Here is a 25,611-nt window from a genome sequence, read left to right as displayed (position 1 = left end):
ACCGCGCAGCCGGAAGGGACGGAAAGATGTCGCCGATCGGGGAATCCGCACACGCAGCCGGGCCGCGCCCCACGCGCGCTCCCTGGTATCCTTACGTGCTCTCGTTCTGTTCGGGCATGTCGATCATGGCGGTCGAACTGAGCGCCTCGCGCCTGGTGGCGCCGGTGTTCGGTACGTCGACCTACGTCTGGACCAACATCATCGGCGTGATCATGATCGCGCTGTCGATCGGCTACATGGTCGGCGGGCGGCTGGCCGACCGGAAGGGCGACCTGGCGCCCCTGCTCAAGCTGCTGCTGGGGGCCTGCGCCTGGCTCCTGGCGATGCCGTTCTTCGGTGTGCCGCTGTTGCGGGGGCTGGCGGGCGCGCTGACCGGGCTGGACTCGTCGTTCTCGTTCGTGTTCGTCGGCTCGCTGCTGGGCATCCTGGTACTCTTCGCGCCGCCCATCGTCGTGATGGGCATGACCAGCCCTTTCCTGGTGCGGGAACTGTCGCGGCAGGGCCAGGTGGGCGCCTCGGCGGGGCGCATCTTCGGCATCTCGACCATCGGCAGCGTGCTCGGAACGTTCCTGCCCGTGCTGGTGTTCATTCCCCTTCTGGGCACCGCCAAGACGATCCTGATCTTCGCCGGACTCCTGCTGGCCGTGGCGGCGCTGGGCCTGCGCCCCCGCCTGGCCGGCGCGGCGGGCGGCCTCATGGCCGCGACGTTGATCGTGCCGCTGCCCGCCGTGCGCGAGACGCCAGGCCTGGTCTACGCCACCGACTCGGCCTACCAGTACATCGAGGTCTTCGACCGCGGGCCCATGCGCCACCTGACCTACAACGACGCGCTCGGCTTCCAGACGGTGGCCAACCGCGCCGGCCCCCTCACCGGCCTCTACTACGACTACTACGCGCTGCTGCCGATGCTGCTGGACCGGCCGGCCGGCAGTGCGCTGGTGATCGGGCTCGGCGGCGGCATCATCGCCAACCAGTACGGGTACTTCCACCCCGGGCTGCGCGTGGACGGGGTCGAGATCGATCCCGAGGTGATCCGCATCGCGCGCGAGTACTTCGCGCTGGGCCCTGCAACGCGCGTTTTCGCGCAGGACGGCCGCATCTTTGCCGCCAAGTCGCGCGACAAGTACGACGTCGTGGTGGTCGACGCGTACACGAACCAGATCTACGTGCCGTTCCACCTGTCGACGCGCGAGTTCTTCCGCGAGCTGAAGGCCAGGTTGACCGAAGGCGGGCTGGTGGCGATGAACGTCTCCTCTGCCCGCGACGATGCGCCGCTGCTCACGGGAATCTGCGCCTCGCTGCAGGCCGAGTACGCCCACGTCTATCGCATGCGGGTGCCCGGCTCGAACGACTACATCGTGCTGGCCTCCGAGCAGGCGGTGGCGTTCGACCTGCCGGCGGCCGACTACGGCGATGTGATGGGACCGCTGGCCGAGCAGGTGAACCGCGGATTCGGCGTGGCGCCCGTCACCGCAGCGCGCCCGCTGACCGACGACTGGGCGCCGGTCGAGCACATGGTCGACTGGGAACTGCTGGCGCGGAAGGTGCGGCCGGCGGGCGCGCACGGGTCCTGAGCCGCGGGCAGCCGCTTCGAGTCAGGGAGGACCGCAGTGGGACGCGAGATCGAACGCAGGTTCCTGGTCACGGGCGCCGGTTACCGGACGGGCGGCCCCGGCGCGCGGCTGCGCCAGGGCTATCTCAGCACGGACCCGCAGCGGGTGGTACGCGTGCGCCTCGAAGGCGAGGCGGCGCGCCTGACGATCAAGGGCCCGGCGGCGGGCGCCACCCGGGCCGAGTACGAGTACGCCATCCCCGTTGCCGACGCCGTCGAACTGCTGGCCCTCTGCGAACAGCCGCTCCTGGACAAGACCCGCTACCGCGTGGCCTGCGACGGGCTCACCTGGGAAGTGGACGAGTTCCACGGCCGCAACCAGGGCCTGGTCGTGGCCGAGGTCGAACTGGCGGCGGCCGACCAGCCCGTGACCCTGCCGGACTGGGTCGGCGCCGAGATCACCGGCGACCACCGCTACGCCAACAGCAGCCTCGTCGCCCGGCCCTTCGCCGACTGGTAGCGCCCGATCCCAGAGCGCCCTTGCCTGACTCCTGCAAGCTGGTATTGTTGACCGACCGTTTTCGGACCTGGTCGCGAACCGCCGGGGAGACGCCTCATGCCGCTGTTCAACAAGTCCACGCAGGTCCTGACGAGCCAGATCGAGGGCTTCCTCGATGCGGTGGCTGAAGGCGGGCTCGTGTTCCGCGCCGGTGTCCACGCCTATCTCGATGGCGATCTCGAGCAGTTCGAGAGCCGCATCAAGACCATCAGCGACCTCGAGCACAAGGCCGACGACCTGAGCAAGGCCGTCGAGGTGCATCTGTACCGTCACTCGCTCATTCCCGAGCACAGGGGCGATGTGCTGGGACTGCTCGAGACCACCGACACGATCATCGACACGGCCAAGACCGGCCTGTTCCAGTTCTCGGTGGAGCGACCGGTGATCCCGGCCCAGTATGCGCCCGGCTTCGCGCGCCTCGTCGATGCCAGCAACGAGGCGATGCAGGCGCTGGTCATCGCCGCCCGCACCTTCTTCCGCGACCCCGAGGCCATCAAGGACCACCTGTTCAAGGTGGCCCACTACGAGCACGAGGCCGACGCCATCAGCGATGCCTTGAAGCGGAGCATCTTCGCCAGCGACATGGAGCTGGCCCACAAGGTCCACCTGCGCTACTTCGCGCTGAACCTGGAGAAGGTCTCCGACAAGGCGAAGGAAGTCGCCGATCGCCTGGCGATCTACGCGATCAAGCGGAGCCTCTGAGATGGAAGTGATCTTCTTCCTCTCGAGCGGCCTGTTCCTGGGCTGGTCGCTGGGGGCCAACGACGCGGCGAACGTGTTCGGCACCGCCGTGGGCACGCGCATGGTGAAGTTCCGCACCGCAGCCCTGGTCTGCTCGGTCTTCATCATCCTCGGCGCCGTGATCAGCGGCGCCGGCGCAGCCCACACGCTGGGCCGCCTGGGCGCCGTCAACGCCCTGCCGGGTGCGTTCACCGTCGCCCTGGCCGCCGGGTTGACGACCTGGTGGATGACGCGCCTGAACCTCCCGGTCTCCACCTCGCAGGCCATCGTCGGCGCCATCATCGGCTGGAATTTCTACGCCGATACCGTGACCGACACGCGGTCGCTGGGCAGCATCGTCACCACCTGGGTCGCCTGTCCGCTGCTGGCCGCCGCGGTGGCTGCGCTCCTGTACCTGGCGGCACGCCGGTTCATCGCGCGCCGGCGCCCCCATCTCCTGTCCCTCGACGCCTGGACGCGCGTGGGCCTGCTGGTCGCCGGCGCCTTCGGTTCGTACAGCCTGGGCGCCAACAACATCGCCAACGTCATGGGCGTGTTCGTGCCCGACAACCCGTTCCCCGACTTCACCGTGCTCGGCCTGACGATCAGCGGCGCGCAGCTGCTCTTCGCGCTGGGCGGGCTGGCCATCGCCGTGGGCGTGTTCACCTTCTCGGAGCGCGTCATGAAGACGGTCGGCGGCGGACTCCTGCGGCTGTCGCCGGTGGCGGCGCTGGTGGTGGTGCTGGCCCATTCGATCACGCTGTTCCTCTTCGCCTCCGAGGGGCTCGAGCACGTCCTGGCCAGTGTCGGCCTGCCCACGTTCCCGCTGGTGCCCGTCAGCAGCAGCCAGGCCGTGATCGGGGCGATCATCGGCATCGGGCTGCTCAAGGGCGGCAAGGACATCCGCTACGGGGTCCTGGGCGAGATCTCGCTGGGCTGGGCGGCCACGCCGGTGCTGGCCGGCCTGATGTCGTTCGGCCTGCTGTTCGTCGTCGAGAACGTGTTCGACCGGCACGTGAGCCACGATGTGACGTACCGCATCGATGCTGCCGTCATCGCCGACCTGAACACCACCGGCATCGATGATCCCGGCCTGCTGCGCCTGCAGAACCGCGACCGCGCCAACAGCGAACGCCTGCAGCACGACCTGAAGAAGGCCACGCGGCTCGATGACTCGCAGATCCTCGACGTCATCGCGAGGGCGAAGCTGGGGAACTGGCACGTCGACCCTGCGCTCGTCTCGCGGGAACGGGACCGGGACTGGTTCAGCGACGGTCAGATGCAGGCCATCAGGTTCCTGGCCGGTCGCAGCTACGAACGCAGCTGGGCCCTGCGCCACGACCTGGCGACGGCCTCGCCGGAATGGCGCCCGCGTGCGGCCTCGAAGCAGAACAAGCTCTACAACAAGGAACTCGAACTGAAGCTGGAGTACCTCGAGCAGGTGTTCAGCGTGAGGGAGCGCGATCCCGACCAGGAAGAGGAGCTGCCCGAGCCGGCCGCGACAGGTCCGGTAACCGCGCCGGCGGACACAACCGCCGCGCCCGTCAGCGCCCCCCGCTGACCGGACCGCCGCGCCGGGCCACCGCATCGGCGTAGAGACGCTCGAGGTCCTTCGCCATCCGTTCCGCGGTGAAGTGCGCCAGCACGCGTGCACGGCCGGCAGCGCCCATCCGCGCGCGAAGACCGGCGTCTTCGAGCAGGCGGGCCGTCGCGACCGCAAGCCGCTCGCCGTCGCGTGGCGGCACCATCAGGCCCGTGATCCCCTCCTCGACGATGTCCAGCACGCCGTCGCAATCGGCAGAGACGGTGGGCAGGCCGGTGGCCATCGCCTCGATGAGCGCCAGCCCGAACGCCTCGTTGTGCGAAGGGAACGCGAACACGTCCATGGCGGCCAGCAGGTCGGGCACGTCGGGCCGGAAGCCGGTCACCTTGACGCGCTCCGCCAGCCCGGCGGTCGCAATGCCGTCGAGGATGGCCCGGCCCTCGTCCTCCTCGCCGCGCGTCGCCTCGCCTACGACCAGGAACCGTGCCCGCGGGTGGGTGCCGGCCAGCCGCGCCGCCATCTCGAGGAATTCACGGTGGCCCTTCGACGGCGTCACGCGCCCGACGATCCCCACGACCAGGTCATCATCGGTGTAGCCCAGTTCGGCCCGCAGCCGCACGCGTGTCGCCGGATCCGGCCGAAAGCGCCCCGGGTCGATGCCGTTGTGGATGGTGACGACCTTGCGCGGATCGATGGGATGCATGGCGATGAAGTTGCCGTGGATGACGTCGCTGATGGCGATCACGTGGTCGACGCGACGGTACAGGGCGTAGTGCACCCACAACCGCTTGCCCGCCAGCACGCCGACATGCTTGTGCAGCACCAGCGGCACCCGCCGGTGCAGCGCCAGCGCCGGCACCAGCGTGAAGAGGTCGCGCGACCAGTCGCAATGCACGAGGTCGATCTTCCGGCGGCCGATGAGTCGCGACAGCCGCCATGCGTGCCGCGGATGGACCTTCCCCCACAGGTCGGCCGTCTCGGGCGCGAAACCCTCGGCCCGCAGGCGTTCCTCGATGGGCGAACCGGGCGCGCAGAGCGGCACCACGGCATGGCCGCGCGCGCGCAGCCGCACGCTGGTCTGCACCAGGCTCATTTCCATGCCGCCCCAGGCGCGGCTCGTGCAGGCAGTGAGGATGGTCAGCGGCATGCCGGGTCCGGTCGGTGTTGGGGGATGGGCCGGCCGGGTCAGGCACCCGACACCGGTAGGCGAAGCTAGCACGGGACCGCAGGCCGGGCAACGCGGACGCTCGCCGGGCCCGACGGCGCGCGTCGCCACTGGACGCCGCGACCGAACGGCGCGACCATGCCTGTGGGTCAGGGAGCTGCGGGCGCGCGGCAGGGAGACCACGGGAGGCGTGATGACCGACGACATCCTGAGATTGGAAGCCGTGACAATGTCCTGGGACAACGGGGACAGCGCCGGGCGCACCGTCCTGGACGGTGCCGACCTGCGCCTGGCCCGCGGCGAGGCGGTGTCACTGGTCGGGCGCAGCGGCAGCGGCAAGTCCACGCTGCTGCACGTGGCTGCGGGCATTGCCGTGCCGACGAGCGGCCGCGTCACGCTGGCCGGACACGACCTGACCGGCAGCGGCGAGGAAGTGCGCACGCGCCTTCGCCGCGACCATGTCGGCCTGGTCTTCCAGTTCTTCCACCTGCTGCCCCACCTCAGCCTGCGCGAGAACGTGGCGGTGCCCGCCTGGATCGCCGGCGACGACCGTGCCCGCACGCGCGAACGCGTCGACCGCCTGCTGGCGCGCGTGGGCCTGCTCGACCGCGCCGGCGACCCGGTGGGCCGCCTGTCAGGCGGCGAGCAGCAGCGCGTGGCGCTGTGCCGCGCCCTGTTGCGCGCGCCGGCGTTGGTGCTGGCCGACGAACCGACCGGCAGCCTCGACGACCGCACCGGCAGCGAGGTGATGGACCTGCTGCTCGACCTCACGCGCCAGGAAGGCGGCTCCCTCCTCTACGTCACCCATTCGCGCGAACTGGCGGCGCGCGCCGACCGCAGCCTGCGCCTTGTCGACGGGCGCCTGCAGGCGGAGGCCGCCGCGTGACCGGATACCTGTGGCGCGGCCTGGCCCGGCACCTGCGTCAATCGCGCACGCTGCTGGGACTGACGGTGCTCGGCGTGGCGCTGGGCGTCGCCTCGGTGGTGGCCATCCAGACGCTGAACCAGGGTTCGTTGCGCGCCTTCGACGGCAGCGTGCGCGCCATCAGCGGGCAGGCCGACCTGACGGTCACGGGCGTGCTGCCGTTCCTCGACGAGCAGCTGCTGCTGCCCGTGCTGGGCGACGCCGATGTGGACGGCGCCTGGCCGCTGATCCGCGCCAACGTCGCTGTCAGCGGGCGCCCCGACCTGAACCTCGACGTGGTCGGCTTCGACATCTTCGCGCCGGTGCGTTATCCGCTGCAGGACGCCGCGGCAGCCCGGGATGATCCCGAGCCAAGGATGATCCGATCCCAACCGTCGCCTCGGCGAAGCCCTCGCGGTACCGGGCTGGGTCGCCGTCACGCCGGAACTGGCGGCGGCCGAGGGCTGGGCCGTGGGCGACTCCGTCATGGTCAGCAGCGGCAGCCGCGCCGTGCGGCTGGTCATCGGCGCCCTGGTCGACTTCCGGCGCTTCGAACCGCTGGCGCCGCGTCGCCTGGCCGTCATGGACATCGCGCAGGCGCAGGAACTGTTCGGGCGGCCGGGGAAGATCCAGCAGGTGGACATCGTGCTGCGCAAGGGCGCCGACCCGGCTGCGGTGGCGGCGCGGCTGCAGGAGCGCCTGGGCGCCGGTGTGCGCGTGCAGACGCCGGAGCAGCGGCGCCAGGACGCCTCCGGCCTGCTGGCGGCCTTCCGCCTCAACCTGACGGCGCTCAGCCTGATCAGTGTGTTCGTGGGCGTGTTCCTGGTGCTGACCACGGTCCAGGCTTCGCTGGTGCGCCGGCGGCGCGAGTTCGGCGTGCTGCGCTCGCTGGGCGCCACCCGGGCCCAGGTGCTGTGGCTGGTGCTGGGCGAGTCGGCGGCGCTCGGCGTGCTGGGCACCGCGCTCGGCATCCCCCTCGGCTGGCTGGCCGCGCGGCACAACCTGCAGACGGTCAGCGCGACGTTGACGAGCATCTACGTGACCGAAGGCATCGACAAGCTGGTACTGCCGCCGGCCGTGATCGCCCTTGGCGCGGCGGTCGGCCTTCTCGGCGCGCTCGGCGGCACGCTGTTGCCGGCCTGGGACCTGGCGCGGCGCGACCCGCTGCGGCTGCTGTCGCCCCTGGTGCTGCACGAGGGCGCGGGGCGCGGCGCCGGGCGACTGGCGCTCCTCGCTGCGGCCCTGGCAGCCGCGGGCACGCTGTGGTTCGCGGCCTGGGGCCATTCCCTGCGCATGGGCGGCTTCGTCTACGGCTTCGTGATGATGCTGGCGCTGCCGCCGCTGGTGCCGCTGGTCGTGCGGACGATATGCGCCGGCGCGCGCCCGTCGCGATTCGGGCTGGCCCTGAGCCTGCGCAACCTGCTGGCCCGCCTGCAGACGACGAGCTTCGCGGTGGCCGCGCTGGCGGTCACCGTCAGCATGATGTTCGGCATCACCATCCTGGTGGGCAGTTTCCGCGAGACGCTGGTCACCTGGCTGGACGTGACCATTCGCGCCGACATCTACATCAGCAGCGAGTCCTGGCAGCGAACCGGCAACGACGCCTTCCTCGAGGATGACGTCCTGGCCACGCTGCGCGACTGGCCCGGCGTGGTGTCGCTGGAGGAACAGAGGCGGCTGCGCGTGGGCACGGTGGGCGGCCGCCCCGTGTGGCTGAACGGACTGCGCATGACCGACCGGCCGCTGCCCGGCGTGCCGCAGGCCGACATGGCCGGACGACTGCCGCTGCTGGCCGGCACGCCGCAGGCGGCGGTGGCGGGACTCCGCGCGGGCGGCGTGCTCATCGGCGAGCCGTTGTCGCGCAAGGACGGGTTGACCGTGGGCGACACGCTGCGGCTGGCCGGACCGCGCGGGCCGGTGGCGCTGCCCGTTTGCGGCGTGACCTACGACTACACCAGCGAAGGCGGCACCGCCTTCGTGTCGATGGACGTGCTGGGCGAGCGCTTCGACGCCGCCCCGCCCAACAATGCAGCCGTGTTCCTGGCACCGGGCAGCGATGTCGAAGGCACGGTCGATGCGCTGCAGCGCGCCTTTGCCGACCGCCCGCTGGTGATCCGCAGCAACCGCACGTTGCGCAGCGAGGTGCTGGCGATCTTCGACCAGACCTTCGCCGTCACGCGCACGCTGCAGGGCATGGCCCTGCTGATCGCAGCCTTGGGCGTCTCGGTGACGCTGCTCATCCAGGCGCATGAGCGCGCGGGCGAACTGGCGCTGCTGCGCGCGCTCGGCGCCACGCGCCGCCAGGTCTTCGGCCTCTTCCTCGGCGAAGGCGCGGCTATGGGCGCACTCGGGCTGCTGCTGGGCCTGTTCGGCGGGCTCGGCCTGGCGGCGCTACTAATCCTGGTGATCAACCGCACGTGGTTCGGCTGGACGATCCGCCCGGCCTGGCCGGGCCAGGAACTGGCCGTGCAGGCCCTGGTGGTGATGTCGGTCGCGGCACTGGCGGCGATGTACCCCGCCTCGCGCGCCAGGCTGGCGCAGCCGGGACAACTGACACGGGACGACCTGTGAGGTGCAGATGAGGCGGCAGTCGAATACACGGTCGGCACGACGCTGTGCGGCCTGGTGCCTGGTGCTCGCCCTGGCGACCACGGGCGCGGCAGCAGTGGTCGCGGAGCCCGGTCCGCACCGGCGGCGCCGCCCGCGGCCGACGGTTGGCTGCGTGCACAGCCCGGCTACGCCTGGTCGTTCCCGCGCGACCACTATGCGCACCCCGGTTACCGCACCGAATGGTGGTACCTGACCGGGCACCTGCAGCCGCTCGACGCACCGGCCGGCAGCGAGCCCGTCGCGTTCCAGTTCACGCTGTTCCGCGTCGGCCTGGCCGTGGGCCTGCCGGCGAACGGCACCTCGGCCTGGCGTGCCGACAACCTCGTGATGGGGCATGCCGCCGTGACCGACGCCGCCGCCGGTCGCCACACTTTCAGTGAAACACTCTGGCGCGCGGCGGCCGGCCTCGGCGGCTTCGGCGCGCCGGGTGACACGACGCTGGCCTGGTGCCTGTCGCCGCCGGGCACGCCCGGGACGTGGTCGATCGCGCTGGTGGATGAGGCGTTCACCGTGCAGGCCCGCGACGACCGCCGCGACCTCGGGTTCTCGTTGCGCTGCGCCAGCCCCACCCCGCCCGTGCTGCAGGGCCCCGGCGGCTTCAGCCCCAAGGATGCGGGCGGCCAGGCGGGCAGTCTCTACTACAGCCTGCCGCGCCTGTCGGTCACAGGCGCATTGCGCCGCGACGGCCGCGACGTTGCCGTCACCGGAGAGGCCTGGCTCGACCGCGAGATCTTCACCTCCACGCTCGGCGCCGGGCAGACGGGCTGGGACTGGGTCAGCCTGCAACTGGCTGACGGCCGGAACCTGATGCTCTACCGGCTGCGCGCGGCCAACGGCAGCATCGACTTCGCGCTCGGTTCCCTGTCCGACGCCGGCGGCACTGTCACGGCGTTGCCGCTCGGGTCGTGGTCGCTTGAGCCGCTGCGGAGCTGGACCAGCGCTGCGACCGGCGCAACCTATCCCGTGGACTGGCGGCTGCGCGTGCCCGACGCCGCGCTCGATGTGGAACTGCGCGCCGTGCTCGACGACCAGGAGAACGTCTCGACGCGCACCGGGGTCCACTACTGGGAGGGCGGCGTGCGGGTGGTCGTGCCGGCAGGGGTGCCGGGAACCGGCGCCGCACAGGGGCGCGGGTTCGTCGAACTGACGGGCTACGGGGAAGGCAGCCGACCTCCGGTCTGAGCCGGTGCCCCCCTTGTCGTTCGCTCCCATTGTTGTTAAAATGCCAACAGGTGCCGGGCACGCCGGGCGCCTGGCCCGCCGCGCACCCGGCCTCCTCGAACAGGGAGGCACGTCATGCGATTTTCCGTCACCGAGAAACTCATCCAGCGCCAGATCAACCACTGGAGCCGCCTGCGCGAAGTGCTTCGCGAGCAGGGGCCCGCGATCGAGACCGGGCCGGGCCCGGTCATCACCATCTCGCGCCTGGCCGGCAGCGGCGGGCGCACCCTGGCGGCCGGACTCGCCGACAGGCTGGGCCTGACCGTCCACGACCACTCCATCGTCGAGCGGATTGCACGCGCGCGGAAGCTGAGCCCCGAACTGGTGGCGCTGCTCGACGAGCAGGACATTCGCCAGAGCGACCTGTGGGTGCGCGGCGTGCTCGAGAACCGGCTGTTCCTCAAGGAGCAGTACCTGCAGGCGTTGACCGAGACCATCGAGGGCATGGCCGCCGCGGGCAATGCCGTCATCCTTGGGCGTGGCGCCGGACATGTCCTTGGTCACCGCGCCACGCTCCGGGTGCGGCTCGTGGCGAGCCGGGCGACGCGTCAAGGCCGGCTGCAGGAGCAGTTGGGCCTGAGTCGCGCCGAGGCACGCGCGCTGCTGGACGACACCGATCGCGGGCGCGAAGCCTATGTGCGCAAGCTGTTCGGCGCGGACCCGCTGGATGCGTCGGGCTACGACCTGTTGCTCAACACCGACCGGCTCGGCGCGGCCGAGGTGCTTGAAGTGACGCTCGTCGCGCTGATCGGCGCGGCGCGACGCGAACAGGTGCAGATGAGCGGGTCGGCCTGACCGACCGATCAGGACCCGCCAGGCTCGAGCGTCAACACATGGCGCGCCGGTCCTGCCAGCAACGGCGTGGGACGTCCCTGCGCCCAGTCGTCGTGGCCGGCGAGGAAGAACGGCGACAGGGGATGCCCGCCCTGCCCGCCGGGCATGTGGAACAGCGCGTCCTTCTCGCGGCCGGGCGAGACGACCAGGCGCTCACTGGCGCCGCTCGACGGATGCTGCACGCGCGGCAGGTTCGAGTCGCCAGGCAACGGCTGCGCGGGCGCCGCCAGCCAGCGGCGCAGCTGCGGCAGCACCGCCGCGAACGGATGCTCGATGGCCGCGGTGTTGCGCGCTCCCCAGGTCCAGGCCGCTTCCGGTTGCCCGGTTGCCTCGAGGCGGACCATGGCCGTGTCGACGGCGGCTGCGATCACCTGGTCCCAGTCGCGATGGGGCGCCGGCAACAGGTGCAGCGGACGCTTCTCCAGTAGTTCGCGGGCGACCGAGGCGCGCAACGGCAGGTCGCGCGCGTCGAAGCCCGGGCCCGCCGCAATGCAGGGCGCCACGAGCGGCGCCAGCACGAGATCGACCAGCGCACCGCTGAACGCCCGCACCACGCGATAGCCCACCGAGCCGACCGAGGCGCGGCCGTCCCAGCCGTCGACGGCCAGGCGTGCGAAGCGCGCGCGCTGCGCGGCCACGTCCGCATCGGCGTCCGCAGGCAGGCGGCCGAGCGCCGCCAGCGCCAGTCCCCGCCAGTACTCCTGGAACACCGCGCGATCATCGAGCTGCACGGCGAGCATGTCCGCTTCCGCCGGCTTGTCCAGTGCGCGCAGGTTGTCGCGGATCTGCGCGGCGCGCGCGCCGAGCCCGTAGCCGCCGTCACCAATCAGCTGCAGCTCCTCGCCCGTGGCCACGCGATTGTTGGCCGTCCACAGCCGGCCTTCGGCCGGGTCAACGAGGCGCGGATGCCTTGACGGCTCCAGCCAGCCGTCCCAGCGGCAGGAACCGTCGGCCCACGACACGGGCCAGCGCCCGCTCCAGCCCACGCGATGCGGGAGGCGGCCGGCGATGGTCCACGCGATGCGGCCGCCGCTGTCGGCACAGACCAGGTTCTGCCCGGGCATGCCCAGGCGCGGCGCCAGGTCGATGACGTCGTCGACCGTCGCCGCATCGGCCATGCGCAGCAGCTCGAGGTTCATCGCGCCCGGATCGTGCGCCGCCCAGCGCAGCACCAGCGGCCGACCGGCCGTGTCCCGCGACCAGACAGGACCCCAGCGCGATTCCAGGACGCGCAACGTATCGGGCGCTGCCCCCGCCACCCGGATGACCTCGTCGTACAGCACCAGGCGGTCCCAGCCGCCGGGGACGCGGTAGCGCACGGTGTCGGCCTCATCGGTCTCGAGTACGATCAGGTCCAGCCAGTCGCCGTAGGCGTTGGTGAAGCCCCACGCCACACGGCCGTTGCTGCCCGCGACGATGCCTGGCACGCCGGGCAACGTGACCCCCACGACCATGGGCGCGCTGTCGCCGCCCGGCGCCTCCCGCAGTTCGGCGCGGTACCAGATGTTCGGCAGGGCGTGGCCCAGGTGCATGTCGTTGGCCAGGAGCGCGCCGCCGTGCCGCGTCAGGCTGCCGGCCACCGCCCAGTTGTTGCTGCCCGCGGTGTCCTGCGGCGGCGGCATGTCGTTCACCAGCAGCGCGGCCTGCGTCACGGACGCCGGCGCGCCCGAGCGGTCCATCGCTGCAGGCACGGGCGGAAGTGCAGGCCCGGAATCGGACAGGGCGGCATCCCAGTGCCCGACCTCCGGCAGCAGGAAAGCCGCCAGTTCGGGCGAGAGTGTCTGCCGCACGCGACCGGCGGCCTGGTCCAGGTCGGCGGTGTAGAGGCCGAGGTCCATGTACATCGCGGCCACGACGAGCAGCGAGTCGAGGGGTCGCCAGGGCCGCGGCTGCTGACGCAGCAGGAGGTACTCCGGCGACCGGGTGCGCAGGGCGCCCACGCCGGCATTCACCCCGGCGGCGTACGCCTCGAGCAGCGCCCGCGACGGCTCGTCCATCGCGAGCAGCGAAGCCTCGAGCCGGGTGCGGAAGCGATGGCGGCGCGTGTCGCGGTCCGTGCGCAGCAGCGCCGGCCCGAGCAGCTCGGCCAATTCCCCGGCGGCCGCGCGGCGCAGCAGGTCCATCTGGAAGAAGCGCTCCTGGCCGTGCAGGAAGCCGAGGGCCCGGGCCGCATCGGGACGGCTCGCCGCCGTCAGGCGCGGAACACCGAGTTCGTCGCGCTCCACGGACACCTCGGCGCCAAGACCCGGCAGTTCGCGACGGCCGTCGAGGCGAGCCAGGCTGCCGCGCAGCAGGAAGACACCGGCAAGTGCCGCGACCAGCGCCAGGGCCGCCAGCACTCCCGCGAGGACGAGTCCACCACGCACCAGCCTGCGCCGCATTGCACATCCTTCCCGACCGGGTACCGGGTCTCGTCGCCGTGACCGCCGGCGACACTAGCATGCCGGCCGGCCGCGCGCGCCCCGAGAACAACCCGACAGGAAAAAGGGCCCGGGAGAAGCCCGGGCCCTTCGAATCGCGGAAGCTCAGCGCACGAGGGCCAGACGGTAGGTCAGCGTCTGCCCGCCCGCGCGCAGGCGCGCCACGTAGATTCCGGTGGCCACCGGCAACCCGCCGTCGTCGCGGCCATCCCAGGTCGACTCATGGGGGCCGGCCCCGAGCGACGCGCGAACCAGGCTGCGGACGTGCGCCCCGTCGAGCGTGTAGACATCCAGCCGTGCGTCGGCAGCTGCGGCCAGGGCGAAGACGATGGTCGTGCGCGGATTGAACGGATTGGGCCGTGCCGTCAGGTTCCAGTTGCGGACCGGCGTCGGCTCACCGGTGGCCGAGGCCGCCAGGAGAAGCGCCGACGGGCCTTCGTTGCCGGCGAAGTCGGTGGCCGTCACCAGGAAATAGGCGCGTCCCTGCGCGCCGGCGGCCAGGGCAAGGGCCGTGGTGCGTCCGACCAGAACAGCCGAACCGTCGAGGGCCGGGAAGTCCGAGGCGTAGACCGAGTAGTAGTCGAAGTCCGCCGCCGCCGAGGGCGCCCACGAAAGCACGCCGCCGGCCAGGGCCAGCCCGGCCGGGGCCGACGGGGCCAGGTTGTCGACCGACCAGCCCGAATCGGGCGCCGAATCGAAGAAGACGTACGGCGAGGCCGTGGCCGCGCGCACGAGGAACACCGACCAGTGCTGCCCGTCGGCGATGGTGGAATCGGCAAGTGTTGGGACCACCAGGCTGTAGATGTTCTCGCCGTGGGCGGGCGCGCTCCCGACGTAGTCCCAGCCGTCGAGCAGCGCCGCGGCGGCGCCGGGGTCAGCGGGCGGGTTCACGCCCTTCAGGGCGTCAGCGCGGCGGTAGACCTCGTACGAGGTGATCGGCGTCGCGGCCCCGGGCGCATCCTGGGCCGAGCGCGCGAAACGCACACGCACGCTCCGCCCCTGGTCCCGGGCGATGTCGGCGACCGAGATGATCGCCGGCTCACCCGGCTCAGGCGTGTTCGTGCCCATCACCGCGCGGATGATCCAGTCGCCGGTGATGCCGAAGAGCGCGGCGTCCGCCCAGCCGAATCCCATCACGTCCATGAAATTGCGCCCGGCCGTGATGCCGTCACCGTCGCGCGCGACCGATGGCGTACCGTCGTGCTGGAACTCGATGCCCACGCGGAACGGCCCGCCCACCGTCAACGCCGCCGCCGAGAGGTCGAGTTCCTGGAGGGCATTGTCGGCAGCGGTGACCTCGAAGTCGCCGCTGTACAGCTCGACGCCGGGGGCAGCAGCGCCCGTCGGGTCGTCCCAGATGCGCAGCGTGACAGTGCGCGTTCCGGCGGCGCCGCCGAAGAGGAAGCGCACCGCACTGACCTGCTGCGGAAACGTGCCGGTGGGCAGCAGGCGCGCGGCCGCTGTTTCTCCGGCCACGAAGCCGCCCTGGAAGCCGGCCGGCTGGCCGGGCACGAACGAGTCGTTCTGCACGACCGGGCCGCCGCCGCCGCCGCCGAGCGGCTGCACGCCGGTGCGGATGATCCAGTCGCCGGTCACGCCCAGCACCGCGGCGTCGAACCAGCCGAGTCCCTGCGCCTCGATGAAATTGCGCGCCGCGGTGATGCCGTTGCCGTCGCGCGCGACCGAGGGCGCGCCGCTGTGCTGGAACTCGATGCCCACGCGGAACGGGCCGCCCACCTGCAGGTTCGCGGTCGAGAGGTCGATCTCCTGCATCGCGGTATCGGAGCCCGTCAGCTCGAAGTCGCCGCTGTAGAGCTCGGTACCGGGCGCGGCGGCGCCGCCGCTGTCGTCCCAGATGCGGAGCGTCACGACCCGGGTCGTGGTCGCGCCCCCGAACAGGAACTGCACGCGGGTGACGGACATCGGGAAGGGTCCGGGCGGCGACAGGCGCACGGCCGCGATTTCGCCGGCCACGAACCCGCCCTGGAAGGCGGCCGACTGGCCGTCGACGAAGGCGTCGTTCTGCAGGACGGTCTCTTGCCCCTGCGCAGCCGCAGCGGCCAGCAGCAGGCAAATGGTCGACAGGAACGCCCGGTCGGGGCGGCGCAGCCGAAACATGGTGATACCTCCGGGCGGGGTACGGCGTTCCCGCGGCACCGGAAAGGCATCCGCGATCGTCTTGATTCTACCCTACGGAGGGAACCGCCGTCAATCCGGCCGCCGCCGCTATTTCACCACCACGCTAACCAGCTTGCCGGGCACGCAGATCACCTTCACGATCTGCTTGCCGTCGGTCCACTGGCGCACCTTGGCGCTGGCCAGGGCCAGTTCCTTCACCTGCTCGGGATCGGCATCGGCCGCCACCTGCAACTGGTCGCGCAGCTTGCCGTTGACCTGCACCACCACCGTCACCGTGTCGCTGACCAGCCACTGCGGGTCGGCAACGGGCCAGGGCTCGTACATCAGCGAACGTTCGTGGCCGAGCCGCGACCAGAGTTCCTCGGCCAGGTGCGGCGCGTACGGCGCCAGCAGCAGGACGAACGTCTCGAGCGCCGCGCGCGGCCGGCTCTCCCGCGCGTTCATCTCGTTGGTGAAGATCATCATCTGGCTGATCGCGGTGTTGAAGCGCAGGTCCTCGGTCATCTGCGTGACCTGGTCGATGCACTTGTGCAACGCGCGCTGGGCGTCGTCGTCCACCGGGCCGTCGACGACAGCCGGCAGGAAGCGGTCCTCCTCGTCGAAGAACAGGCGCCAGACGCGGTCGAGGAACCGGTGCACACCCTCAATGCCGGTCGTCGACCACGGCTTGTCGCGCTCGAGCGGCCCGAGGAACATCAGGAACAGGCGCAGGCTGTCGGCGCCGTGCACGCGGATGACGTCATCGGGGTTGACGACGTTGCCGCGGCTCTTGCTCATCTTCTCGCTGTTCTCGCCCAGGATCATGCCCTGGTTGCGCAGCTTGCGGAACGGCTCGGTGGTCGTGACCAGGCCCAGGTCGTAGAGCACCTTGTGCCAGAAGCGCGCGTAGAGAAGGTGCAGCACGGCATGCTCGGTGCCGCCGAGGTACAGGTCGACCGGCATCCAGTACTGTTCCTTGTCCTTCGCCCACGCCTCGTGGTCGTTGCGCGGGTCGAGGAAACGCAGGTAGTACCAGCACGAGCCCGCCCACTGCGGCATCGTGTTGCTCTCGCGGCGTGCGCGCTGGCCGCTGCGCCCGTCGTCGACGTTCATCCACTCGTCGATGATCGCGAGCGGGCCCTCGCCGGTGCCGGCCGGTTCGTACTTGCCGACTTCGGGCAGCATCAGCGGCAGTTCGTCGGCGTCGAGCAGGCGGACGGTGCCGTCGGCAAGCTTGAGCAGCGGGAACGGTTCGCCCCAGTAGCGCTGCCGGCTGAAGAGCCAGTCGCGCAGCTTGAAGTTCACCTTGCGTTCGCCCAGGCCCTTCTCCACCAGCCAGTCGATCATGCGGGCCTTGGCGTCGTCGACGACGAGACCGTCAAGGAAATCGCTGTTGATCGCGGGTCCGTCGCCGGTCCAGGCCTTGCCGTCGAAGCCGGCAGCCGGCTGCACGGTCCGCAGGATCGGCAGGTCGAAGGCTTCGGCGAACTCCCAGTCACGCTCGTCCTGGCCGGGGACGGCCATGATGGCGCCGGTGCCGTAGCCCATCATCACGTAGTCGGCAATCCACACCGGGATGTCGGCGCCGTTGGCCGGGTTGCGGCAGTAGGCGCCGCTGAAGACGCCGGTCTTCTTCTTCGCTGCCTGGCGATCGCGGTCGCTGCGCCGGCGGGCCTCGTCCACGTACGCCTCGACGGCAGCACTCCGGTCCGGCGTTGTCAGTTCGCGAACCCACGGGTGCTCGGGGCTGATCACCATGTAGGTGGCGCCGAACATCGTGTCCGGGCGCGTGGTGAAGATGCGCAGCGCGCGATCGTGGCCGACGACGGGAAAATCGACCTCGGCGCCCTCGCTGCGGCCGATCCAGTTGCGCTGCAGGTCCTTGATCGAGTCGGGCCAGTCCAGTCCGTCGAGGTCGGCCAGCAGCCGCTCGGCGTAGGCGGTGATGCGCAGCATCCACTGCTTCATCGGCCGGCGTTCGACCGGGTGCCCGCCCACCTCGCTGCGCCCGTCGATGACTTCCTCGTTCGCCAGCACGGTTCCCAGCGCCGGGCACCAGTTGACGGAAACTTCCGCCTCGTAGGCCAGGCCCTGCTTGTAGAGAAGGGTGAAGATCCACTGCGTCCAGCGGTAGTAGCCGGGATGCGAGGTGGCCACCTCGCGGTCCCAGTCGTAGCTGAAGCCGAACAGCTTCAACTGGCGACGGAAGTTGTCGATGTTCGCGCGCGTGGTCACGGCCGGGTGCGTGCCCGTCTTCATCGCGTGGTTCTCGGCCGGCAGCCCGAAGCTGTCCCAACCCATCGGGTGCAGCACGTTGAATCCGCGCATGCGCTTGTAGCGGGCCAGGATGTCGGTGGCCGTGTAGCCTTCCGGATGCCCCACGTGCAGGCCGGAGCCCGAGGGGTAGGGGAACATGTCCAGCACGTAGTATTTGGGGCGGTCCCCGGCGCCGGGCGAAGCCGGGTCGGCGGCGCGGAACAGGTCGTGGTCGGCCCAGTGCTGCTGCCAGTGGGGCTCGATCCGGGAAGGGTCGTACGACATCGCGATCCTCGGGGTGCGGGGAGGCCGCTGTGGAGGGCGGCGCCGGCTGTGCAAGCGGGAAATATGCGCCATCGCGCGGAACTTGCCAACGATTGTACCGGCAGTGGCGTTCCCGACCGGGTTGCCACCGCCAACCGGAGCCCCGCCGGACCGCCCGCCCGTCGCCACCGGCTGTGCGGCCCGGGCCGGATCCGGCGGCACGGCCCTTGGATTTGCGCCGGCATTCGGGTAACCTCGATCCGGCGCCTTCACCCCAGGAGATACTTCCTTGCCACCACCCCCGCCGCCCCATCCCGAACTCGATCCGTCGCTGCTGGCCGCCGTCTTCCACAACGCCGTCGACGGCATCTTCCTCGCCGATGCCGATTCCGGGCTGATCCTGCACGCCAATCCGGCCGCCGGCAGGCTGTTGGGGCGGGACCACCGGGAACTGCCGGGGTTGCACCAGACCGCGCTGCATCCGCCCGGCGAGTCGGACCGCTATGCGGAGATGTTCGCCGCACATGTCCAGACGGCGGCGGCGGCGCGACCGGTCTTCGTCGAATCGCTGGTGCGGCACGCGGACGGACGTGACATTCCGGTCACGATCAACACCACGCTCTGGCAGAGCGGAGGGCAGCGGATCGTACAGGGTATCTTCCGCGATATCAGCGCGCAGCAGGCGGCGACCCGGGCGCTGGACCACGAGCGCTCGCGGCTGCTGGCGCTGCTCCGCGCGATTCCCGACCTGGTCTGGCTGAAGGACCCGGCCGGCCGCTACCGCGCCTGCAACCCGGCCTTCGAGCGTCTCTACGGCCAGCCGGAATCGAAGCTGATCGGCCATACGGACTTCGATTTCGTCGACTCCACCACCGCCGAGTTCTTCCGCGACCACGATCGCCGCGCTGCGGAGGCAGGGCGCCCCACGCGCAACGAGGAATGGCTGACTTTCACCGACGGCGGCTACCGCGGGCTCTTCGAGACCGTCAAGACGCCGATGCGCGACAGCCAGGGCGGGCTGATCGGAGTGCTGGGTGTGGCTCGCGACATCACCGAGGTGCGGCGGGCCCAGGGACGCCTGCGCGGATCGCGCGACGAGGAACTGGCACAGGCGCGCGGTCTGCAGGCGACCGTCAGCGGTCTTGAATCCGAGCGGAATCTCTTCATTGCCGGGCCTGTGGTCGCCTTTCGCTGGCGCGCCACCGAAGGCTGGCCCGTCGAGTACGTCTCGGCCAACGTGGTCGGCGTCCTGGGTTACGGGGCCGAGGAGTTTCTCTCGGGCACGCAGCGGTATGCCGACCTCATCCATCCCGACGACCTCGACCGCGTGCGTGAGGAGGTGCAGAAGGCGAGCGCAGGACCGACCGCGTTCTTCGAGCACCGCCCGTACCGGCTGCGACATCGCGATGGTCGCCTGCTCTGGCTGCACGACTTCACGCGCATCCTGCGCGATAACGAGGGCCGGCCTACGCACTATTACGGCTACGTGCTCGACATCAGCGAGCGCATCGGTATGCAGGAGCACCTGCGCGCCGAGTCGGATTTCCGGGAGGCCCTGATCGAATCGGCAACCGAGGGCATCTGCGCCGGCTACATGTGCGATGAGGCGCCGTACGTGCGCATGACCGTCTGGAATCGACGTCTGCGTGAACTGACGGGGTATACGCAGTACGACATCAATCACCTCGGCTGGTACCAGGCCCTGTTCCCCGAGGCCACGTTGCGCGAACGCGCCATCGCGCGCGCACGGCGCGCCGTCGCCGGCGAGCATCTGCACGGCGAGGAATGGACCATCACCACGCGCGATGGGCGGCAACGCACGTTGCGCGTCTCGACCGCAGCAATCCCGGGGTCGGGCCTGGAGGGCCGCTCCTCGATGCTGGGAGTGATGGAGGACGTAACGGGCCAGCGGCAACTCGAGGAAACCCTGCGCCAGGCCCAGCGTCTGGAAGCCCTTGGCACGCTGGTCGGCGGCATCGCCCATGATTTCAACAACTTCCTGGCCGGCATGCTCGGCAACCTGCACCTGGCAATGCAGGTACTGGGTGACGGCAGCGCTGCAGCCGAAGCGACTGCTGTCGCGAATGCCCGGGAGCGCCTGGGCAGCGTCGAGCAACTGGGCACCCAGGCGGCGGTGATGATCGAGCGGCTGCTCGCCTTCGGGCGGCGGGACCGCCCGCAACTGCATCCGGTGGACCTGGCGGTGTTCGTGCGCGCGACCCTCGATCACGCGAGGGCTGCGCTGCCTGAAGGCTGTCTCCTCGAGGTGGATGTACCTGCCGCGCCCGTGGTCGTTGCCGCCGACGAAACCCAGATGCGGCAGGTGCTGCTGAACCTCCTGGCAAATGCCGGCGACGCAATGCACGGACGCATGGCGCCCCGATTGACCGTGAGTCTCGATGCGACGACTCTGGACCCGCAATTTCGCCAGGCGCACGGCGGATTGCCGAGCGGTCACTACGCGCGCCTGATCGTGGCCGACAACGGGCCCGGAATCGCTGCCGCCGACCTGCCGCACGTGTTCGAGCCGTTCTTCACGACCAAGGCCGTTGGCCAGGGGAGCGGGTTGGGACTGCCGATGGTCTACGGTATTGTCGCCGGCCACGGGGGCTGTGTGCACATAGAGAACAGGCCCGGCCTCGGTGCCTCCGTCATCCTCCACCTGCCGTTGACCGGCGCGGTACCGCGCACAAAGCCGACGGTCGCACCCGATGCCGTGCCGCGTGGCGATGGGCAGTTGGTGCTCGTCGCCGATGACGAACCGTTCATGCGCACCCTCGTGCGCGACCTGCTCTCGTCGCTGGGCTACCGCACGGTCCTGGCTGCCAACGGCGAGGACGCCGTGGCGTTGCTGGCGCAACATCCGGAAAAAGTGGACATCGCGCTGCTCGACGTGTCCATGCCGCGGCTCGGCGGCCCGGAAGCTGCTTGCCGGATGCGGCAACTGCGTCCGGGGCTGCCGGTCCTCTTCATGACGGGATACGATCTCGAGAGCGCACTTGCGGGTGAGGCCGCGAAATCCGGCGACCTGGTGCTGGGTAAGCCGTTCCGGGTCGCGGCGTTGGCGCAGGCGTTGCAGCGGGCGCTGCGGACTGCAGGCGACTCTGCCGGCGACGATTCCTGACGCGCCGTCAGGGCTTGCGGATGCCCACCAGGCGCGACACGGCTACCTGTCCCGCCGGACCCAACGCTCTCACACGGCAGAGGACGTCGACGCCCTCCGGGCCGGCCTGCACCGCGACGAGATCTGAGGCGATTGTCGCCATTGGTTCCGGCAGCGGTCCGAGGACAGCCAGGGTGTCGAGGGCCGTGGTGAAGAGCTCGAGCTGGTAATGATCGGCGCCGGGCACCGCCGGCCAGCTGACGGCGAGTGTGCCCTCACCCGACGACACCACGGTGACGGCCATGTCGACCGGAGCGCCGGCGACCGGTTCCCCGCCGCGCAGGACCCCGTTGGGACCGGTCGATCCTTCGCCTGGCAGCCAGGCCGGGCGTGTCCCGAGAATGACGACTCCCGTCAGCACGGCCGCCAGGCCCAGTCCCCAGCCCCAGCCGGAGCGCCCGCGTCCCCGCTGCCGCATGGGAAGTTGCACGGTCTTCGCGCGCGCGGCTGCCGGTGCCGGCTGCCCGACAAGCCCGGCCAACGTGCCGGCAAGGCTCGTTGCGGCAGCTGCTGCCTCGGCCTCGGGCACGGTGGGGTCGCCGGCCAGGAACGCCGCCATGGCGCACAGCATGGCGTCACAGCGGGTGCAGGCGTGCGCGGCGCGCCGTTGCGGATCATCAGCCGGCAGGTCCAGCAGGGCGGCCAGTTCGGCCGGTCCTGAACATTCGTGTTTCATGCCCCCCCTTATGGGCCCGGATCGACCGTTGATCCGCCCTGCTCGAGGTCCTGTCGTTCCCGTGCGGCCTTCAGTTTCCGGCGCGCGGTCTGCAGCAATCCCCGGGCGCCGGTCGCCGTCTTCAAGCCGAGCACCCGCGTGATCTCATCCACGGGCATGCGTTCGTTGCAGCGCATCCAGACGGCGCGTTGCTCCTGCGGATCCAGGTGCAACTGCACCAGGGCCAGCAGGGCCGCCTGTTCCTGCCTGTCCTCCAGATCCGACGCGGGATCCGGCCGGGGATCGGGCAGGTCCTCCAGTTCGCAGTCGCCGTCCTGCACCAGCGGCCGCGCCCGGGCGGCCCGCACGCAGGCGTGGTGCGTGATCACGAACAGCCAGCCGCCGAACGGCGCCTTGCCCTCCCAGGTTCCCAGCGAGCGCCAGGCGGCCAGCAGCACATCCTGGGCAAGGTCGAGGGCCTGGTCCGGGTCCCGGCGATAGCGCCGGCACCAGGCGTAGACACGGCTGTGGTAGCGCCCGAACAGCTCGGCCGCGGCCGGTTCCGCCTGGGCGCCCCCGGCGCGGATCAGGGTCACCAGATCCGCGTCGAGGGCCGACCCCAATGCGCTCCGCTCCATCATGGGAGAGTCCCGCCCGGCCCGGAAATCACAGGCCGCCCGTTGACCTGGCGCATCCGGCGGCCGCGGGCGAGCCAGGCGGCACTCAGGGCCGCCAGGGCGACCGAACCGGCGGCCGCCAGGGGACCGGCAGCCGATCGCCGTTCCAGCGGCACTGTGAGGGCCCCGTCGCCCACGACGACGAAGCCGGCCCAGTAGCACGGGGCCGCCGTCGCCGGGTCCGCGGCAACCGCACGGCGCGCCGCCGCCAGCGCGCCGGCCACCGATTGCCCGGCCGCCAGTTCCCGGTAGAAGTGTTCCATCAGGCACGCTGTGGCACCGTCATCGACATCCCACAACGAGGCGACGACGGCGTGCGAGCCCGCGGCCAGAAACGCCCCGGTCAGGCCGAGCATGCCTTCGCCGGAAAGGGCCAGACCGCCTGCGGAAGAACAGCCGGAGAGGACGGCCAGCGAGACGTCGAGGGGAGCCGCCGCGATCTCGGCGCTCAGGAGCCAGCGCGGCCGGCCTTCGTCGTCGGTGCCAACGCGGATGCGCGAGTTCCACGGCCGCTGGTCGAAGGCCTCGGAATGCGCCGGGATGTGCAGCACCGCCTTGCCCGCGGCCGCGCGCAACCAATGCACGTCGCTGCCCCCGTCGATGACCCGGAGTTCGCTCACATCCTTGTAGCGGCGCTCGAGGTCGCGGGCTTCGTGTCTCGCCCCCGCCAACCTGGACGCTGCCACGCCATCGCCATTCGAGAGCAGGACCAGGCCCTGATGGGCACCGGTCGCCGAACCATCGGCACTCACGACATCACGCCGCAGTGTCGCCAACACGGTGGCCGAAGGCACCCGCGACACCGCGCAGGCTGAACCGAGCCGCTCGTCCCCGCGTGCCGCCACCGGCAGCAGTTCGAACGGCAGGCGGTTCAGGAATCCGTCGGCGGCGATCAGCACGCGCTTCGCGACCGCCAGTTCCGGCACACAGGGCGTCAACAGCTCCTGGGCCAGGCGGCGAGCGGCCGGCTCGTAGCCCGGGCCGGGCAGTCCGTGCGCGGGAGCGGGCGCGGAGACCAGTTCCAGGAACAGCCCGGTCAGGTCCCGCAGGGCGAGGGCGCCGGGCAGCACTGCGGCACGACAACCCGTGTCACTGACCACGAAGACCAGCGAGGCGCGCTCACCGAGGTAATAGTCGAGCAGCACCTCGCCCGGGCGCAGGATGTCGCGCTGCAGGCGCTCCAGCGACACCGCCGCCTCGGCCTGGCCTGCGCCCGCCGTGAAGGCGTCCGGTCCCAGGCGCCGCTCGAGCAGGTTGCGCGCCTTGTAGCCCTGCAGGGCGTCGAAGGCGCGCCGCGCCGGGGCTTCCGGCGCATCGCCCCTGCGTGGCGCCAGGTACAGTTGGGCCAGGTCCATATGGATGGTCGTCGCCAGCACACCGCGTCGTTCCCGCCACTGGGGATCGCGCGGCACCGCCCGCACTTCCTCCCAGACGCGGCGCGCCTCAAGCAGGGTGGCCAGCGCGCTGTCGGCATGTGCCGGGTCCGAAGCCGCCAGACCGCGGTGGCTGGTGCTGATCTCGATCAGCGCTGCCAGCTCGTCGAGCCCGAAGCCTCCGGCCTTCAGGCGACGGTGCGCGGAGGCGGCCGAGGCACCGGCCTCGGCATGCCGACCTGCGGCTGAAAGGGCCTCGGCACGTGCCAGCAACAGGCAGGCGTACATATAGGACTCGTCGTGTGGCACGACGGTGACCATCGAATCGGCGATGGCCAACGCTTCGGCAGCGCGGCCGCCGGCGGCCAGGGATTTCACCAGGTCGATCCCGGCCTCGGGCGCGTCCTGCGCCGCCGCGGCGCCGATGGCCATGATCTGGCGCCACAAGGCGCGCGCTTCGGCATGCCGTCCGTGGGCCTGCTCGAACGTGGCGAGCCTCTCCAGGACCTGCGCTTCCTGCTCGCGATAGCCGCCGGCGCGGCAACGTTCGAGCAGTTCCGCCAACGTGGCCCGTGCATCCTCGAATGCGCCCAGGGACATGCGCGCCAGGGACAGGTTCAGCATCGGCGTGATCAGGGACACGGGGTCGGCTCCGGTCCGCTTGATCGCAAGGGCGCGCTCCCAGTATTCGACCGCGCGCCCTGGATCACCGGCCTGGTACTCGTAGCTGCCGAGGTTGTTGAGGGCATAGCCCATGATGCGCGGCGGGCCGCCGCTCTCGCCCTCGCGCAGGATGCGTTCGTAGATGCGGCGCATGTCCTGGTAGCGGCCTTCGGCGCCCAGCGCCCTGGCCAGGCCGATCTGCGCGTCGAGTCCCACGACTGGCTCGCCGACTGCGGCGAAAAGGGTTGCCGCGACCTCGTAGTCGGCGCGTGCCGATGCCGCCTCGCCGCGGCCCAGGGCCTGATAGGCCAGCCCCATGCGGGCGTAGGCCTCCTCGCGCCGGTCGCCCGCCGCGATCGCTTCCTGCTTCAGCAGCGTGTAGGCATCGGCAGCCTCGGCGGCCAGGCCCTGGCCGAGGAGCGAATAGCCGAACCAGCGTCGGGCCATGCGCTGCGCAACCGGGGACTCAAGGCGTGCCGATAGATCGAGGGCGCGCCGGGCCTGCGACTCGGCTTCGCGGAGGCGACCGCTCAACGCCAGCGCGCCGGCCTGGTGAAGGCGCGCCCGCAGTTCGTTCCGCAGGTCCCCGTCCACGACGGCCCTGGCTGCCAGGGGATCCACCAGTACCAGCACCGAATCGGGGGCACCGGCGCGCAGGTGCCGGTCGGCACGATCGAACAGCGCATTCACGGCGGCGGTATCGGACAGCGCGAATGCCAGCGGCCGGTACGCGACAGGGCCTGGCAATGGCGACAGCGCCGCTGCCGAGGCCATCACGGGGATCGACAGGAGCAGCAGCAGGTTCATCGCCCTACGCGGCGCCAGGCCTCGCACGTTCGGTCCTCGTCATGGTTGGGGGGCCAGGGTGACGGCTGCGGATCCGGTCCACCCGGATGCGCTTCCGGACTGCATCA

At 71.0% G+C, this 25,611-nt stretch carries 15 protein-coding genes and 1 pseudogene; 9 read left to right on the top strand and 7 right to left on the bottom strand.

Annotation, left to right across the window (positions count from 1 at the left end; all coding sequences use genetic code 11):
* Nucleotides 1-26 precede the first annotated feature (26 nt).
* The 4 genes from IPG61_11415 (at nt 27) to IPG61_11400 (ending at nt 4,392) form a co-directional block, all read left to right on the top strand.
* A complete protein-coding gene (locus IPG61_11415; GenBank protein MBK6734677.1) occupies nt 27-1,574 on the top strand; it encodes a fused MFS/spermidine synthase in 1,548 nt (515 codons plus the stop codon).
* A 36-nt stretch (nt 1,575-1,610) separates the two neighbouring features.
* A complete protein-coding gene (locus tag IPG61_11410) occupies nt 1,611-2,072 on the top strand; it encodes a CYTH domain-containing protein (GenBank protein MBK6734676.1) in 462 nt (153 codons plus the stop codon).
* Between the two features lie 96 nt (nt 2,073-2,168).
* Nucleotides 2,169-2,813, top strand: coding sequence for a DUF47 family protein (locus IPG61_11405; GenBank protein MBK6734675.1), 645 nt, complete (start codon nt 2,169-2,171; stop codon nt 2,811-2,813).
* A gap of 1 nt (nt 2,814) precedes the next feature.
* Nucleotides 2,815-4,392 carry an anion permease gene (locus IPG61_11400; GenBank protein ID MBK6734674.1) on the top strand — a complete coding sequence of 526 codons (1,578 nt, stop codon included), beginning with the start codon at nt 2,815-2,817 and terminating at the stop codon, nt 4,390-4,392.
* Here the strand turns inward: IPG61_11400 and IPG61_11395 are convergent.
* Nucleotides 4,376-5,521: a glycosyltransferase family 4 protein gene (locus tag IPG61_11395; protein ID MBK6734673.1), complete on the bottom strand. Its 1,146-nt coding sequence runs from the start codon at nt 5,519-5,521 to the stop codon at nt 4,376-4,378. The genes IPG61_11400 and IPG61_11395 overlap by 17 nt on opposite strands.
* A gap of 211 nt (nt 5,522-5,732) precedes the next feature.
* On the opposite strand from IPG61_11395, the gene IPG61_11390 reads away from it, so the two are divergent.
* The 4 genes and pseudogenes from IPG61_11390 to IPG61_11375 all read left to right on the top strand — a co-directional run bounded on the left by IPG61_11390 (nt 5,733) and on the right by IPG61_11375 (nt 11,069).
* Nucleotides 5,733-6,425 (top strand): ABC transporter ATP-binding protein, encoded by a 693-nt coding sequence (locus IPG61_11390; GenBank protein ID MBK6734672.1) that lies wholly within the window; start codon nt 5,733-5,735, stop codon nt 6,423-6,425.
* Nucleotides 6,422-9,014, top strand: a pseudogene (locus IPG61_11385) (ABC transporter permease). The gene IPG61_11390 and the pseudogene IPG61_11385 overlap by 4 nt, the downstream one beginning before the upstream one ends.
* Before the next feature lie 54 nt (nt 9,015-9,068).
* On the top strand, nt 9,069-10,235 hold the full coding sequence (locus IPG61_11380; protein MBK6734671.1) for a carotenoid 1,2-hydratase: 1,167 nt from the start codon (nt 9,069-9,071) through the stop codon (nt 10,233-10,235).
* Between the two features lie 114 nt (nt 10,236-10,349).
* Nucleotides 10,350-11,069 (top strand): cytidylate kinase-like family protein, encoded by a 720-nt coding sequence (locus IPG61_11375; protein MBK6734670.1) that lies wholly within the window; start codon nt 10,350-10,352, stop codon nt 11,067-11,069.
* Nucleotides 11,070-11,077: 8 nt separating this feature from the next.
* On the opposite strand, the gene IPG61_11370 is transcribed toward IPG61_11375, so the two are convergent.
* The 3 genes from IPG61_11370 to IPG61_11360 form a co-directional block, all read right to left on the bottom strand.
* Nucleotides 11,078-13,489: a penicillin acylase family protein gene (locus IPG61_11370; GenBank protein ID MBK6734669.1), complete on the bottom strand. Its 2,412-nt coding sequence runs from the start codon at nt 13,487-13,489 to the stop codon at nt 11,078-11,080.
* A 144-nt stretch (nt 13,490-13,633) separates the two neighbouring features.
* Entirely contained in the window at nt 13,634-15,646 is a 2,013-nt protein-coding gene (locus IPG61_11365; protein MBK6734668.1) for a hypothetical protein, read from the bottom strand.
* Nucleotides 15,647-15,754: 108 nt separating this feature from the next.
* Nucleotides 15,755-18,187 carry a leucine--tRNA ligase gene (locus IPG61_11360; GenBank protein MBK6734667.1) on the bottom strand — a complete coding sequence of 811 codons (2,433 nt, stop codon included), beginning with the start codon at nt 18,185-18,187 and terminating at the stop codon, nt 15,755-15,757.
* Between the two features lie 268 nt (nt 18,188-18,455).
* Here IPG61_11360 and IPG61_11355 point away from each other — a divergent pair, with 268 nt between their 5' ends.
* Nucleotides 18,456-21,290, top strand: a complete 2,835-nt coding sequence (locus tag IPG61_11355; GenBank protein ID MBK6734666.1) for a PAS domain S-box protein — start codon at nt 18,456-18,458, stop codon at nt 21,288-21,290.
* 7 nt (nt 21,291-21,297) lie between these two features.
* On the opposite strand, the gene IPG61_11350 is transcribed toward IPG61_11355, so the two are convergent.
* Genes IPG61_11350 through IPG61_11340 form a run of 3 tightly spaced genes read right to left on the bottom strand, consistent with a single transcriptional unit; the run spans nt 21,298 to nt 25,504 of the window.
* The gene (locus IPG61_11350; GenBank protein ID MBK6734665.1) at nt 21,298-22,005 is read right to left on the bottom strand and encodes a hypothetical protein; all 708 of its coding nucleotides are present in this window, start codon (nt 22,003-22,005) and stop codon (nt 21,298-21,300) included.
* An 8-nt stretch (nt 22,006-22,013) separates the two neighbouring features.
* On the bottom strand, nt 22,014-22,625 hold the full coding sequence (locus tag IPG61_11345) for a sigma-70 family RNA polymerase sigma factor (protein MBK6734664.1): 612 nt from the start codon (nt 22,623-22,625) through the stop codon (nt 22,014-22,016).
* Nucleotides 22,622-25,504, bottom strand: coding sequence for a CHAT domain-containing protein (locus IPG61_11340; GenBank protein MBK6734663.1), 2,883 nt, complete (start codon nt 25,502-25,504; stop codon nt 22,622-22,624). Before IPG61_11340 ends, IPG61_11345 begins: the two co-directional genes overlap by 4 nt.
* Nucleotides 25,505-25,611: the final 107 nt, after the last annotated feature.

It is taken from the genome of bacterium, assembly GCA_016703265.1.
GTDB lineage: Bacteria > Krumholzibacteriota > Krumholzibacteriia > LZORAL124-64-63 > LZORAL124-64-63 > CAINDZ01.
This window is presented reverse-complemented; position numbering and strand designations above follow the sequence as displayed.